The following is a 13,580-nucleotide window of genomic DNA, read 5'->3' on the forward strand; positions in this document are numbered from 1 at the left end:
ACACTCGCGGACCAACACCGCGGTCTCAGGATCCTCCCCCCAATGACTAGCAAGCACCTCAACGGCAGAGGCTCGCACTTTCGCCTCATTGTCAGCAAGACACTCGCGGACCAACACCGCGGTCTCAGGATCCTCCCCCCAATGACTAGCAAGCATCTGAACGGCAAGGGGCCGAAGGTGCACCTCGCCGCCGGCAACGAGTTCACGCATAAAGGGCAGCGTGCTCGGCTCATCGATCCATCGAGAACCAAGAATACGCAGGGCCGTATCCCGCACACCAGAGTCCTCGTCATTTACTGCGCGCTCACGCACCAGTAGTGACGCCTCAGAGGAATTCCCCCATGCATACGCGACAAAATTCAGGGCATAACTCCTCACCTTTGGCAATGGGTCTCCTGTTGCCCACTCACGCGCCAGGGAGAGCATATCGGCAGCAGCACGCACGTGACGCAGAGCAGCCAGAGCACTCATGCGAACCCTGGGCTCTTCATCCTCAACTGCACGCGCTAGAAAATCTCGCGTGCTCTGCTCGTCAGGCCAGTATTCGCCAAGCGCACCGATTGCAGCACAGCGAGTCGGCACTGTCACGCCGTTTTGAGCCCACTCACGCAGGACCGAGGAATCCGGGTGACACTTCAGCATGGACGTCGCGATTTCCCCTATAAGGGTGCTTAATGAGTTCGCTATGACCTCATCATCTTCCCTGAACAGCTTTGCACCGACAGCTTGATACCAATCGAGGTAATATTGACGACCAGCCCAGTGCGCCCCCAGCGTTGAAACTGCGGAAGCGATCGAGCTGATAAATTCATACGGGTAGATATATTGTTCATCTATCGCGCTATATGCTTCAAACATATGGGCAAGCTTCATCGAAGCCGCTCTGCTCTGTGGGGCAAGTACACCAAGACGTCGAGTTTCACTCAGATACCGAAATGAAAGAGTCAGACCTTCGTATCCTCGCGCACCATCTCTGCCTATCGGGATTGATGGTGCTGTATCAAGGAGTCGATCTATAGCTTGCGCTACATAGCGTTCATCCACCAGACCTACCAGTAGAAGCAAAACCTCGTTCCATGTGGAATCACGCCACTTATCCGACAGTAAACTAACGAGATCACTCTCAGACAGGGAGCGTTCCTTATGGAAGCGATGCGCGATATCGACAGCAGCTAGATATTCAAGAAACGTACGGTGTACGAAACCATAGACTTCTCCCCCGAAGCGGCTAAGGATGAAATTTCTTTCCCTAAACTGCTGCAACATAATACGCGCAGCAACCGCTGCCCGATCACGCGGCAGGCTATAGCGGTCTTCTAGGTAGCTCTCGAAGCTGTCTATGAGATCGGGGCCAGCGATATGGTTACCCGCAATCCCACTACTCCCCTCCTGCATTCTTCGCGCGACCAAGCGTAAGAGTTCAAGTTTGTCTTCCGGACCCAGGTATGGAAGGTGCTCTTCCACTCGACGATCCCTGAGGTACTTGCTGGGATCCCAATGTTCTACGAGTACAGCCACGGCGTGTTCGTATACAGTTCGCCGATCTCTAGGTAGCTCGCGACGCCGACCAATTATCGCTAGAATGGTGAGGATAAGAGGATTGCCAGCGAGTTCGCGAACCGATGCCGACCCTTCGACGGCATCAGTGACTCGACGGGTCAAGCGTCGCGCTTTATTCTCATCGCCAGGACACGCGTGCGTGAACCATTTAGTGGCAAAATCGGCGATCTGTTGACGGTCGAGATCCTGAAGCATGTAGTGCGTAAATCCAGCTGCGTCTAAAGTAGCCCTTTGGTAGCCTACTCGTCGGGACGTAACAATTATTCGAACCGATGGGTATCGAGATGAGAATGCAGCTATGCGCTGCGCTACAGTGCTGCGCACTTCCTTCTCAAACAATTCATCCAACCCATCGAAGATCATTAGAATTCTTCGTGGACCATTTTCACCCAGACATGATTTCAATAAATTAGAAGGCAGGCTGAGGCCTTCGGTGGAACTAACATGATCCAAAAATTCCTCGAATGTCTTCGCTCGCCATTCTGCCTCAGCGTAGCTCCGCAGTTCCACAATCAATGGCACAAAGTTGTTCAACGAGGATAGTTCACGCATCGAGTTCCCCGCCGTGAGGGCTAAAGCCAAGAAACGGCCCAGTGTGGATTTACCCGCCCCTGGGTCCCCAAGAAGGACGATTCGACTCGCAGTCGAATTATTGAGCACCTCAAGGATGGGACGAGCCGGCCGTGCCATATATGCACGTTGAACACGTTCTACGGCTTCTCGGTCTACCCCTGGAGGCAGGTCAAGATCTCTTTCCTCTGATGCCGCCAACCTATGCAGCAACTCCCTGGGCAATTCCACGGGAGGCGGGTCCGCGCGGACCGCTTGGGCGATGAATACCTCGCGCAACTCAATGACTGGGTGCTCATCCTGCTCTTTGAGCGGTGTCAACACTTCCAGGTCGAGTCTCCCATACCTCTGACGCAACCGCTCAGCGTAACTTGTACATGCTGTAATTACCTCCTCCTCGCGCGGTTCGGAAGGGGGATTCGACGACGCGCCTTGAATGATAGAGACCTGGCCATTCACGCCGCTGATCATAGTTACATCTCGACCGACCAGGGTGCTGTCCACAGACATCACCGAGGGTCCTACTACGTATTTCGATGCTGCTGGCAGGTCCGACTTACTCTGGTCTAGTGCCGTGTCTATGCCATCATTCCGCTTGCTTCGTAATTTCCAATTCCACGGCAAGAATCGGGTCATCAGTTTGGCGCTCCTTCTCCGTCTCGTGATTCGCTGGGAGGATTTCCAATCTGCACTGCTCCGCCTACTTGGTCAATCTGCGAAACGTCTCCGCCTACCCGCGAGTTTGAAACGGACTGTCCATCCTGAGTATCGGCTGTTTGATTCGGCGTTTGTTGGTGTTGCACGTCCCTAGGCGTTACGGTACTTTGAGCTATTCGGACGTCGCCGCGGACGTTTCGCACCTGGTGAACAGAACCGGCCACGGAACTACCGTCTGTCGCCTGTCTGCGGGAATCCCCCGTATTGCGGGGAAAGAAGCCTGCCCCGCCCACGAAGAGGCCTGCCACAGTCAAACCGAGGCTCAGGATGCTGCTCCACTGGTCTGCGCGCTCAAGGCCCTGACGCCAGAGGAAGATCGTCAAGCTTGCGATTGTCAGCCCGGCACCGGACCAAAACAGAACGGGTCGTCTCATGACACCATCGTCCCCCCATTTGGCACAGGCTGCGGCGAGTTTGATGATGTCGATGTTGAGGGCTGCTGTTTGCGGCTGAGATGGGAGATCCACTGGCGTGACCCTGTCCACGCCAGGTTCAAGGTTGCCGTATAAGGAAAGGCTCTGCTTACCATGCAGGTGTCCATATGGTGAGACAGTGAAAGGCGGATGACAACCCGGGGGTAGCAGACCTCGTACATCCTTGACGACCCTTCACGGAGGGCCGCACATGGGAGGCTTGTTCTATCCGATGAGCTGACGGGGGGAGAGTGAGTGTCGCAGCAGGCCAGCCCTCGGGGAACCTTCCTGAAGATTGCCGACTCAGTGAAGGTGCTGATCGAGGGCGACCCGGAGATGACTGAGTTGCCGTCCCTGGCTGAGGTCATGCGTGACCACGGCGTCTCACGCGGCGTTGCCATCCGCGCATACGGGGTACTGCGGCAGGAAGGCCTGGCCGAACCCGTGCCGGGCGACCGGTGGCGCGTCGTGCGCTCCGGTGATCGAGTTGACCGGCGTCCGCTCGATCAACGGATCGCGGACATCATCGCGGCTGAAGGCCTCGCAGTGGGGGAAGCGTTCCCGAGTGCTTCCGTGCTCGCCGAACGGTTCGGGGTCTCCCGCCCCACAGTGACCAAAGCTCTGGAAAAGTTGGAGACCGCCGGCGTGCTGGCGGGGGGAGGACAGGGCAGGGTGCGGAGAGTCCGTGCCGTGCCGACGCGAGAGGAGCGTTCGTAGCTTGCCGACGTTGACGGAGTGGGCCCATCCCCTGGCTGAGTCCCTACTCGCCGAGCCGCTGCCGCGGCGGTGGAAGCACTGCCAAGGGGTCGCTGAGAGGGCACGCACGATCGCTCTCGTTCTTGATCAGGACGCGGATCTGTTGGAGGCCGCGGCGGTACTGCACGACATCGGCTATGCGCCGGACCTGGCCAAGACGGGGTTCCATCCTCTGGACGGCGCCCGCTACCTGCGGGATACGGCCAACGCCGATGAGCGGGTCATCAACCTGGTCGCCCATCACTCCTGTTCCTGGCTGGAGGCGGAAGCGCGCGACCTGCGTGAGGAGTTGGAGAGTGAGTTCCCCCGCGAGAGTGCGCACCTGAACGACGCGCTCTGCTACTGCGACATGAGCACCACACCGGACGGGACTCCCACGAATCCGATCGACCGGATCATCGAGATCACAGGACGGTACGGGCCGGACAGTTTGATCGGTAAGTTCATCCGGCGGGCCGAACCCGAGATCCTCGGCTGCACGTCGCGCGTCCTGGAACGCGTCGCCGCCGCCAAGCGTCAGCCGATGTAGGGAGCAGTGCGCGTTCGGTCCATGGCGTGCTCGATACGGAGCCGCATCGTGGGGTGGACGTCCAACTCCCGCAGGTCCGTTGGGTCAACCCAACGGACCTGCGTCGTCTCGTCGCTCGTACGCAGCTCTCCGCCGACAGGCCGCGCTCGGAAGCAGATGCTGAACTGCTGGCGGATCTCGCCGTCGTCGTACTGCATGACGTGCCCAGGGTCCGTGTAGATCCCGGACAGGTCGACGACTTCGGCCTTGACCCCCGTCTCTTCCGAGACTTCACGGACCACCGTGTCACTGATGGACTCGCCGACATCGTGGCCACCGCCGGGTAGCGCCCAACGGCCGTTGTCGGACCGCTGAATCATGAGCACCTGGCCTGCGTCGTTCTGGACGAACGCCACGACCGAGGGCACAACCGAGTTGGCCGGCGGAGCATCCGGATCGTGCAGGTAGTCGATGCGTCCCATGTTCAGGCTCCGGTGATGTCGTGTTCGGTCACTGGCCTGGCGCCTTCCCAGGTCTGCTGAACGCTATTGGCGAAAGTGTCGAACAGACCCCCTCCGGGGAGCCTCCGCAGGTGGAACACGGGCGCCATGTAGGCGCCGATGCCGTACACGTGCGTGTTGGCCAACATCTCGTCATCAGCGCAGTAGATCGAGTTGTAGAGCACAGTGTCGTGCAGGCGGAAGGCAATCTCGGGGTGGCTGGTGAACAACGGGCGGTAGTTGACCAGCGCATTACGGATCTTGCCGTCCATGATGCGATGCCCTTCGTCGATGCCGCGTCGTGTGACGGCTTCGCACTCTGGATCGCCCATGAGTACTCGGATGCGGACGCCAGTCTCTGCCTTCTTCTTCAGTGTCGAAAAGAAGCGAGGATCCTCCGCCAGGTAGATGCCTGCGTACACGAGGATGTCGATGCGCTCCGTGGCTCGCTCGCACATCTCACGCCAGAGGTCTGTCGGCACCGTGTGGCGATGCGGATAGACAGAGACGATCTCGGCCTTCGACAGGTCTGCTGCGCTCTCCGCATTGCGATCGTCGTCCCACAGCATCGTCACGTCGACCTTGAGCGCTGCCGCCGTTGCGTACTGATGTCGCCGGTATGGCGCTATGTCTTGCGTGATCCAGCGCTCAACGGTTTTCGGGTTGACCTTGATCTCCTCAGCGAGGCTCTGGATGGTCATGCCTCGCGCCAACAGGGCTGATCGCAAACGCTCGTTAGACATCCGTCCCCTCCGTTGGACATCTAGGGAGCTCTTGACGGTAGCGAGATCAATCGAAGCTGTCCACGAGCGGGGTGACCAACTCCCCTGACCTGGGGCGATTCTGATTGTGCGCCAAGAAGTCCTGGCGCGAACACCAACGAGTTCCGTGCCAGTACTTGACGGACCACTATGCAGTACCTGTAAAACAGGTACTGCAACACAGTGAAACCCCGTCGGCCCCGCTTGCACGCGGTCCGAGCGGTAGGGGAGACGTAGAAGTCCGTCGTCTTCACGGATCGATCGGTGTCATCGGCTAAGCCGCTGGTCTGACCCTCGGGCGTAGACCCAGGACCGGACCGGCGGGGACCCCGGTGATTGGGCTGCACCCGGTCCATGACAGGTAGCCATTCCAGGGAGATCGACTCAGCGAGTGACGTCTGAGTGACGCGGTGACCGCGCGCCGTCCAAAGGAGGCGGAGCAAGGCGCACACGGGAGCCGCGAGACGACAGTGACGGGCTTTCCCGTCACTCGTCATGCGGGCAGGGCGCCGACGTCATGTCGGTGCCCTGCCCGTTTGATGAGAAATCAGAGCAGCCCCCTGGGATGCCACCCGGGGGACCGCGTACAGGCACCTGATTGGGAGGCACCTGTGGTCACGAGTTTGACAGACGCGGAGCGGGACGAACTGTCCCGCAAGAACGGCGACGTGAACAAGCGCAGCGAGGACAACGCCCGTGCCCGGGGCGGCCAGTGATGGTCGGCAGCGAACACGACAAGGCGGGCGGCAGCCCGGTGCCAGCCGCCGGATTCAGGGTCGTGGCGTATCAGCGTGCCGTTGCAGTGTGTGAGGTCGCCAGCGTAGGCGCCGGCCTCACCGGGACGGACGCGACCTACTTCGCTCACGAACTGCGCGAGGAGTTCCCGGGCGCGATCGTAGCGATCCTTCCCTGGGACTAGGCCTAGTCACTCTGATCAGCCCCGATGTGCAGGTCGGGTTCGACTCCAGGCCGGGGCGCTTCGGTCCGCCGCTCCACGAGGCGGCGCCGCGCAACCCGGACCAGCCGCCGCCCTCTTGGCGCTCTCGCGGCCCGGCTTTTCTTCTATCCCCTCGACATGGGAGCTCCCATGCGTTCTTTCGTGTCTGGCCACCGGGCCGACACCCCCCAGGACTTCGCCGAACTCGCCCTCGGCACCCCCGCCGAACTCTGGCTTGGGGTCGACGGCGAGAGCGACGAGGAGCGCGCGGCCCGTCTGGACGCGGCCCGCGACATCCTCACTGATCCCGAGTACCGCACCCTGCCAAACGAGCTGATCCGCCTGGCCGCGCGGGTGGTCGAGGAGCACCCGGACCTGTTCAACGTGGTCCCGCTGGCCCGCCCCGCCCGCCGCCGTCCGGCACACCGGGAAGTTGCGGCATGAGCGAGACGCCGACGCTGGACGACCTGTCCCTGCCGCTGCGGGCGCTACGCCTGCTGGCCACCGACTTCGGGCACCTGCCCGCACCGCACGTGCACGTCTCCCCGATCTACCCCGCCCAGCTCACGCTGGCACTCCATGACGACCTGGCCCACTTCGAGGCCTGGCGCCAGGCGCTTGGCATCGCCCCGGACGCGGTCACCCACGGCACCCAGAGCGCGGGCCGCACGCACGTGCTGAAGACCTCAATCGAGTACGCGGGCGCCACGCTGGAACTGGTGGGCTACGCCGACATCCCCGACCCCGAGCCGGTCGGAGCCTCGGTCTGATGACCGCATGGGCCAAGTGCTTCGATCCGACCGGTGCCCGCTACGGCATCCCCACCTACCCCTGGCGCTACGCCCCCGAGGGACTGGCCACCAGGCGGCAGTTACGGGCCCGTGGCCTGCGCCCTGGCGGTCAGCCGATCGCCGGGCAGGCCTTGCTCCCGCGCTTTCGGCGGGCCCCGCTGGTCGCCTACTTCTACCGCATCGACCTGGCGAAGCCGGTACGGCCGATGACCTCCCGCAAGTGGGGCGCGCTCGCCCTGGCGATGCACGCCCGCCGCACCTGCCCGAAGTGCCAGATCACCTACAGCTACTGCATCCCGCCGTCGCTCGGCATGTGCGTGCTGTGCGCCTACCCCGACGACCAGAACTAAGGAAGTGATCACATGAACAAGGAGTGGAAGGACATCGCCCGCAAGGCGGTTCACTGGAGTCTGCCGGTCGGTCTGACCGGCCTGTCGCTGGGCTGGACGGTCTACGCGGTAGGCGAGATCCTCGCCCACCAGGCCCCGGCACCGCTCGCCTACACGGTGGCCGGGATCTACGACGCGGTATGGCTGTACGCGCTGGCGATGGAGACCGCGCACCGCCGGCAGGGCTCCAACGGGACGCTCCCCGCCGTGCTCGGCTGGCTGTTCCTCGTGACCTCGGTCGGCGTGCTGTTCACGCACGGCCTGCTCTACGCCACCGCGGTCGTCGCGGTGATCGGCGCGGTGGTTCCGGCCGCGGCGAAGGCGACGCTGATCATGGCTGTGGAGCGGGACACCACCCGGATCTCCTCCGCGGCGCAGCAACAGATCGACGCCGTGCGCAGCGCGACGCGGGATCAGGTGGCGGTCGGCCGTGCGGTCACCCGGGCCAAGGCCGACCGGCACAAGACGGCCGCGGTCCTGGAGCGCGAGGAGCGCACTGCCCGCGGCAAGGCGCACAAGGTGCGCCACGAGGCCGCCGACAAGCTGGCGAAGCTCACTGCCAAGCACCCTGCCGCGGACCTCCCCGAGGAGGTTCCGGCGCTGTTCTCGGACGACGACCTGGCCCAGGTGCTGGGTCAGTGGACGCAGGGGGGTGTGTCCCCGACCGTGTCCCCTGTGTCCCCGCAGGTCGGCCCCGTGTCCCCGATCGGGGAACTCCCTGCGCCGCAAGGCGGGGGACACGCCCCGCTCGACTGGCTGGCGCTCGCCGCGGTCGCGGCCGTGGCCGGTGTCGAGACCCCCGAGCCGGGCGAGCCGCTGACCGAGGATCAGCTCACGGTCGTACTGCGGTGGCTGCGCCACTCGGAGAACCCCCCGCTGTCTTACCGCAAGGCCCTGACCGCGTACCGCGCGGCGGGCTTCTCCGCGAAGGAGGAGCGGGTGCGCAAGGCGTACGCCGCCCTGATCGACGCGGAGGACGCACAGCCGTAAACCGGCATCCGGCACACATCAATGAAGGCCAGCCCAGGGCTAGTGGGCTGGCCTTCGTCGCGACTGCCGGAGCAGTCGACCGCACCAGTGAAGCAGACCCGGTGAGCCCCGGCGAGCGGCACGTTCGCAGACCCGGCGCGCAGACCCGGCGAGCACCACAGCACCCGAATCCCATGAATCCGAAAGGGACGCGCGAGTCATGCCCGCGTGCCCACGATCACACAGAACGGAGGGGGTGTGACGAGGAAGAAACAAGCAGGCCAGGGTGGGGACACCTACGGGCAGGCGGCGGGCGCGATCGGCGGTCTCGCCACCGTTTTCGGTGTCCTCGCCGCCATCAAGGACAAGTTGGGCCTGTCCTGGCCGGCCACGGTGCTTCTCACCGCCGGGGCGCTGGTCGCCCTCGGCTACCTGGCCTGGAGGATCCGGCGGGGCGTCCCACAGCTGTGGGCCCGCACCCCGCGCAGCTCCTCTGCGAGCCAGCCGACGGCCCTGCAACAGGAATCCCCTGCCCAAGCCGTCAACCAGGAACAGGCGCCTGGTCAGCCCGTCCATGAGGAGCAGACGCCCGGCCAGCCCATGAGCGAGGCGCATACGTCTGCCGCGGCCTCCCCGGGCGGGGAGGCGAGCCACCCGCAACTGACCATGGTGCTCAGCAGGGTTGGGGCCATTGGCAGGGGCGAGCAGGTCCGTGCCAGTGACGTCACGATCGAGGATCTGCCCGGTGTCGGCACCGTCTACGACTTCCTGGTGCCGGAGGGCCGTACCTGCGATGACGTGGCGAAACGGCTCGGTCCTATCGCGTCGATGTTCGGCGTGACCCGGCTGCACCTGAAGCTGGAGACGAGCCGGAAGACCGAGCGCCGTGTGCGTCTTCTGGTGCTGAACGAGCCCCCGTTCAGCAGCCCGTTCGCCTCCCCGACTCGACAGGAGATCCAGTCGTTCGCGGGAGTTCCCCTCGGACACGAGGTCACCGGCCGGCTTGCCGGGGTGCCCACGTTCGACAAGGCGTCACTGCTGATCGCGGGCATGACCCAGATGGGCAAGACGACGCTGGTCAACGGGCTCATCACGTGCCTGCTGATCGCGTACGGCGAGTTCGATCTGTATCTGCTCGACGGGAAACTGTGCGGGCTGACCAAGTTCGAGAAGCTCGCCGTCCGTTACGAGGCGTCCGACGATCCGGCCGTTCTGGAGGACATGCTCGATGAGCTGAACTCCCGTGTGGAGGGCCGGTATACGCAGTTGCAGGACGCCATCCGCAACCGGCAGCCTGCACCGGTCTTCAAGCCGGTGTTCTTCATCGTCGACGAGGCAGCCGACTTCTACACGGACAACGGCACCAAGGAATCCAGGGAACAGGTCCGCCGGGTAGAGGACAAGTCCCGGTCCCTGGTCTCGAAATCCCTGGAATCCGGCATTGCCACGGTGATGCTGACGCAGCGTCCGGCACGGGACGCGATCCCGGTGAAGGTCCGGGATCAGTTCCTGTACCGGATGTGCCTCTACGTGGCGTCGGAGGGAAGCGCGAAAGTCGCCCTCGGGGACTCGTATTTCGATACCGTCGCCCCGATCCACCCGGCGCTTCTCGATCCGGACATCAAGGGCCAGGCCGTGCTGTTCGCCAACGGCTCTTCGACCCTGCTCCGGGGCTTCAATTTCCCGGATCAGTTCATCTGGGACGTGGTCGACGAGGTCCACGCCCGCCGCGAGGCGGCGATCCCGGATTCTCCGCTGAAGCAGGCAATCGAGCTGATGCGGAACACCGGAGTGGAGTTCATGCCCACGCCCGACCTGGCCCCGGCTCTCGGGATCACGGAAACCGATCCGACAGAGCGCGGAAAGCAGTTGTCGCGGCTTCTGGGCGGGGTGTCGGCGGGCAAGACCGCGCAAGGCCGCGGCTACCGCCTGGCCGACCTCACCGCAGCCGCCATGTCCGCTTCCTGACCGCCACCCGGCACCGCCCGCCCACAGCCATGCGACCGCCACACACGACCCGCCCATGGCGGTCACATGGCGGTCCCCGGCGACGGCGTGGCGGTGCCCTGACGGTCCGGCATGGCGGTTGTGGCCAGCACAGACGACCACACACCCAGAAAGGAGGGAGGAAGCTCGTTGCGTGCCTCTTCAGCCGTCACCATCGGCGTGGGAGCGACCGCGGCCGTCATCGTGGCCGCTCTCGTACAAGCCGCCGGCAACAACCCCGTGGCGGGGACGGCGCTCAGCCTGTCCGTCCCGAGCACCTACCGCAGCCTGATCGAGGACGCGGGAAACACCTGCTCCACTGTCACACCGAATCTGCTCGCCGCGCTCCTCACACAGGAATCCGGCTTCGACCCGAAGGCGCAGTCCCAGGTTGGCGCGGAAGGCATAGCGCAGTTCATGCCGTCCACATGGGCGGCCCACGGAATCGACGGCAACGGCGACGGAAAGCGCGATGTGTGGGATCCCGTCGACGCGATCCCTTCGGCAGCCGCATACCTCTGCGACATCGCCAAGGACGTCAAGGACGTTCCCGGCGATTCGCAGAGCAACATGCTCGCCGCGTACAACGCCGGAAGCGGAGCCGTCCACAAATACGGGGGCGTTCCCCCCTACAAGGAGACTCAGAACTACGTCAAATCCATTCAGGCACTCGCCGACCAGCCGTCTGCCGGGAAAGCCGCGACCACGGCGCAGGCCGAAGCCGCGCTCAGTGCGGCGAAAGAAATGACCGGCACCCCGTATTCGTGGGGCGGCGGCACGGCCGGCGGTCCCAGTACGGGAATCTGCTGCTCGCCCAACGGGCGTTCCGGCACGAGCATTTCCGGGTTTGACTGCTCGGGGCTCACGCTCTACGCCTACGCGAAGGCAGGTATTTCCCTGCCCCGCACGGCAGTTGAGCAGTACGCGGCCTCGGAGCCCGTCAAGCCGGATGACATGCGCCCCGGGGATCTCGTCTTCTACGGCTCCAGCCTTTCGACGATCCACCACGTCGGCATCTTCGTCGGCGGCGGCTGGATGCTCGACGCCCCCCGCCCCGGCACCAAGGTCCGCTACGACCCCCTGAACGTCATGACGGACCTGATCGCCGTTGCCCGCCCCACCTCCCACCGCAACAAGGAGATCTGATCCATGTCCAGGTTCACCGTCCTAGCCAAGCCCGTCGACATGAGCGGCGGCTTCAAGGACTTCTTCGACACCATCGGCCTGACCGGCGGCGGCCTGGTCACCAAGGGCATCGCCGCCGTCATCACGATCATCGCGCTGCGGATGCTGCTGCAACTGTCCGGCGACCCCAAGGGCGCGCTGCGCAAGGGCTCCATGGCCATCGGCACCCTGTTCGTCGCCGTGGTCCTCGCCCTGTACGGCGACACCCTGTTCTCCACCGTCACCCAGGCCAAGGGCTGACCCGGCATGGCAGACAACCCCTCGTGCTCCGGCCTGTTGGGCGAAGCGAAGAAGATCTGCGAACAGGGGCAGTCGGGCAGTCCCCCCACCAACCCGGACGGAGGCGGCATCACCGGTGGCGCCTCCGACCACGTCAAAGACCTGGCCAACAGTCTCATTGGTGCGCTCAAGGGACTCATCGCGCCTCAGCACGCGTGGGTGCCGACGGACAACGGGCTGTACGCACCGTTCCTATGGCTCGGTCAGCACCTGGCGGTTGCGATCTTCGTGTGCGTGGTCGTCGTCTGCGCCCTGACCGCCTGGCAGGGCGCACCCCGCCTCAAGCAGATGGGCGCGTCGACCGGATGGACCCTGGTGGCCGTCGCCAGCATGGCGTCGGCCCCCGGGGCCGTCATGCTGCTGAACAAGGCCGTGAGCGGCGCGTTCACGGTCGCATTCAGCAGCAACGAGTCGACGCTGTTCGGCGCGATCAGCGACGACATGCAGCACGGAACGGACGCGGGCAACCCGCTCGCCACCCTGATCATCGTCAGTGCTCTGGTCGTCGCTCTCGGCTTCGCCGCGCTGGTGTTCATGACCCGTCAGCTCGGCATCCTGGCGTTCGTGTGCGTGGCCCCCCTGGTGCTGGCGTCGCTGGCCCGCGGGGGCAACACGTCGGCGGTCACCACGTGGGCGCGGCGGCTGCTGGGCCTGATGTTCGCCCCGTTCGCGCTGCTGCTGGTCAGTCCCTTCGTCGAACTCGCCCACGGCTCGCTCGTACTGGACGCCGTCCTGTTGGTCGCCGCGGACGTCCTCATGCTCCGCCTGATCTTCCACGGTGTGCCGTACTTCGGGCCCCGGGTGGCCCGTGGCGCCCGCGCCTGGGTGGAACGCCGAACCCCCAGCCCACTGGTCCACGCTCTGGTGCGGGCCGGTGCCCCCGACTTCTACGAGAAGGAGAACGCCCCGCGCAGCGCCCGCACTGTGAACACCCCGGGCCGCGCCGTGTCCCAGGACCGCGGGGTCCTGTTCGCCGCCTACGGCGCCAACAAGCCAGATCGGCCCGGACGGCTGACCACCACGTCGGCCGTCACGAAGGAACGGCGGGACGCCAACGAGAGCGCAGCCCGCCGTCAGCAACTCCGGACAGTGCGCGAGCAGTACCGGACCACCCGGACACAGACCCCGGCCCCGGCCCCCGCAGGCCAGCCGGCCAACACCCCCGCACCGACGCCCGGCCCCCGACGCCCGACCAGGGGCCGACCGCCCACCCCGTAGAGCCGGTTCCTGGCCCCGGCGCTCTCACCTCTGCCAAAGGG

At 64.4% G+C, this 13,580-nt stretch carries 13 protein-coding genes; 10 read left to right on the forward strand and 3 right to left on the reverse strand.

What is annotated here, in order from left to right; translation table 11 throughout:
- Positions 1 to 2,766 (reverse strand): NACHT domain-containing protein (locus tag ACWDEW_RS14035; RefSeq protein WP_450512636.1); only part of this gene is annotated, 2,766 nt, incomplete at its 3' end.
- A gap of 749 nt (positions 2,767 to 3,515) precedes the next feature.
- On the opposite strand from ACWDEW_RS14035, the gene ACWDEW_RS14040 reads away from it, so the two are divergent.
- Both ACWDEW_RS14040 and ACWDEW_RS14045 read left to right on the forward strand, forming a co-directional pair.
- Positions 3,516 to 3,977, forward strand: coding sequence for a GntR family transcriptional regulator (locus ACWDEW_RS14040; protein WP_450512638.1), 462 nt, complete (start codon positions 3,516 to 3,518; stop codon positions 3,975 to 3,977).
- 1 nt (position 3,978) lies between these two features.
- Complete coding sequence (locus ACWDEW_RS14045) at positions 3,979 to 4,545, forward strand: HD domain-containing protein (RefSeq protein ID WP_450512640.1); 567 nt, start codon at positions 3,979 to 3,981, stop codon at positions 4,543 to 4,545.
- Here the strand turns inward: ACWDEW_RS14045 and ACWDEW_RS14050 are convergent.
- Positions 4,533 to 5,006 carry an NUDIX domain-containing protein gene (locus ACWDEW_RS14050; protein ID WP_450512642.1) on the reverse strand — a complete coding sequence of 158 codons (474 nt, stop codon included), beginning with the start codon at positions 5,004 to 5,006 and terminating at the stop codon, positions 4,533 to 4,535. The two genes, ACWDEW_RS14045 and ACWDEW_RS14050, sit on opposite strands and share 13 nt — an antisense overlap.
- Positions 5,007 to 5,008: 2 nt before the next feature.
- Entirely contained in the window at positions 5,009 to 5,725 is a 717-nt protein-coding gene (locus ACWDEW_RS14055) for an XRE family transcriptional regulator (protein WP_450512644.1), read from the reverse strand.
- A gap of 1,147 nt (positions 5,726 to 6,872) precedes the next feature.
- Between ACWDEW_RS14055 and ACWDEW_RS14060 the strand changes: the two genes are divergently transcribed.
- The 8 genes from ACWDEW_RS14060 (at position 6,873) to ACWDEW_RS14095 (ending at position 13,539) form a co-directional block, all read left to right on the forward strand.
- The gene (locus ACWDEW_RS14060) at positions 6,873 to 7,166 is read left to right on the forward strand and encodes a hypothetical protein (RefSeq protein ID WP_450512646.1); all 294 of its coding nucleotides are present in this window, start codon (positions 6,873 to 6,875) and stop codon (positions 7,164 to 7,166) included.
- Entirely contained in the window at positions 7,163 to 7,492 is a 330-nt protein-coding gene (locus ACWDEW_RS14065) for a hypothetical protein (RefSeq protein ID WP_450512648.1), read from the forward strand. Before ACWDEW_RS14060 ends, ACWDEW_RS14065 begins: the two co-directional genes overlap by 4 nt.
- Positions 7,492 to 7,863 carry an RRQRL motif-containing zinc-binding protein gene (locus tag ACWDEW_RS14070; protein WP_450512650.1) on the forward strand — a complete coding sequence of 124 codons (372 nt, stop codon included), beginning with the start codon at positions 7,492 to 7,494 and terminating at the stop codon, positions 7,861 to 7,863. The genes ACWDEW_RS14065 and ACWDEW_RS14070 overlap by 1 nt, the downstream gene beginning before the upstream one ends.
- 12 nt (positions 7,864 to 7,875) lie before the next feature.
- The gene (locus ACWDEW_RS14075; RefSeq protein ID WP_450512651.1) at positions 7,876 to 8,892 is read left to right on the forward strand and encodes a hypothetical protein; all 1,017 of its coding nucleotides are present in this window, start codon (positions 7,876 to 7,878) and stop codon (positions 8,890 to 8,892) included.
- Positions 8,893 to 9,264: 372 nt separating this feature from the next.
- Positions 9,265 to 10,839, forward strand: coding sequence for an FtsK/SpoIIIE domain-containing protein (locus ACWDEW_RS14080; protein ID WP_450512653.1), 1,575 nt, complete (start codon positions 9,265 to 9,267; stop codon positions 10,837 to 10,839).
- Positions 10,840 to 11,007: 168 nt separating this feature from the next.
- The gene (locus tag ACWDEW_RS14085; RefSeq protein ID WP_450512655.1) at positions 11,008 to 12,003 is read left to right on the forward strand and encodes a C40 family peptidase; all 996 of its coding nucleotides are present in this window, start codon (positions 11,008 to 11,010) and stop codon (positions 12,001 to 12,003) included.
- 3 nt (positions 12,004 to 12,006) lie between these two features.
- Positions 12,007 to 12,282, forward strand: a complete 276-nt coding sequence (locus ACWDEW_RS14090; RefSeq protein WP_450512657.1) for a hypothetical protein — start codon at positions 12,007 to 12,009, stop codon at positions 12,280 to 12,282.
- A gap of 6 nt (positions 12,283 to 12,288) precedes the next feature.
- Positions 12,289 to 13,539: a hypothetical protein gene (locus tag ACWDEW_RS14095; protein WP_450512659.1), complete on the forward strand. Its 1,251-nt coding sequence runs from the start codon at positions 12,289 to 12,291 to the stop codon at positions 13,537 to 13,539.
- Positions 13,540 to 13,580 lie beyond the last annotated feature (41 nt).

Source organism: Streptomyces sp. NPDC001100, from assembly GCF_053598575.1.

Excerpts from the sequence above, each read along its gene's own strand:
- ACWDEW_RS14050 (WP_450512642.1), bottom strand. The coding sequence starts at position 5,006 with ATGGGACGCATCGACTACCTGCACGATCCGGATGCTCCGCCGGCCAAC.
- ACWDEW_RS14055 (WP_450512644.1), bottom strand. The coding sequence starts at position 5,725 with ATGACCATCCAGAGCCTCGCTGAGGAGATCAAGGTCAACCCGAAAACC.
- ACWDEW_RS14060 (WP_450512646.1), top strand. The coding sequence starts at position 6,873 with ATGCGTTCTTTCGTGTCTGGCCACCGGGCCGACACCCCCCAGGACTTC.
- ACWDEW_RS14065 (WP_450512648.1), top strand. The coding sequence starts at position 7,163 with ATGAGCGAGACGCCGACGCTGGACGACCTGTCCCTGCCGCTGCGGGCG.
- ACWDEW_RS14070 (WP_450512650.1), top strand. The coding sequence starts at position 7,492 with ATGACCGCATGGGCCAAGTGCTTCGATCCGACCGGTGCCCGCTACGGC.
- ACWDEW_RS14075 (WP_450512651.1), top strand. The coding sequence starts at position 7,876 with ATGAACAAGGAGTGGAAGGACATCGCCCGCAAGGCGGTTCACTGGAGT.
- ACWDEW_RS14090 (WP_450512657.1), top strand. The coding sequence starts at position 12,007 with ATGTCCAGGTTCACCGTCCTAGCCAAGCCCGTCGACATGAGCGGCGGC.
- ACWDEW_RS14095 (WP_450512659.1), top strand. The coding sequence starts at position 12,289 with ATGGCAGACAACCCCTCGTGCTCCGGCCTGTTGGGCGAAGCGAAGAAG.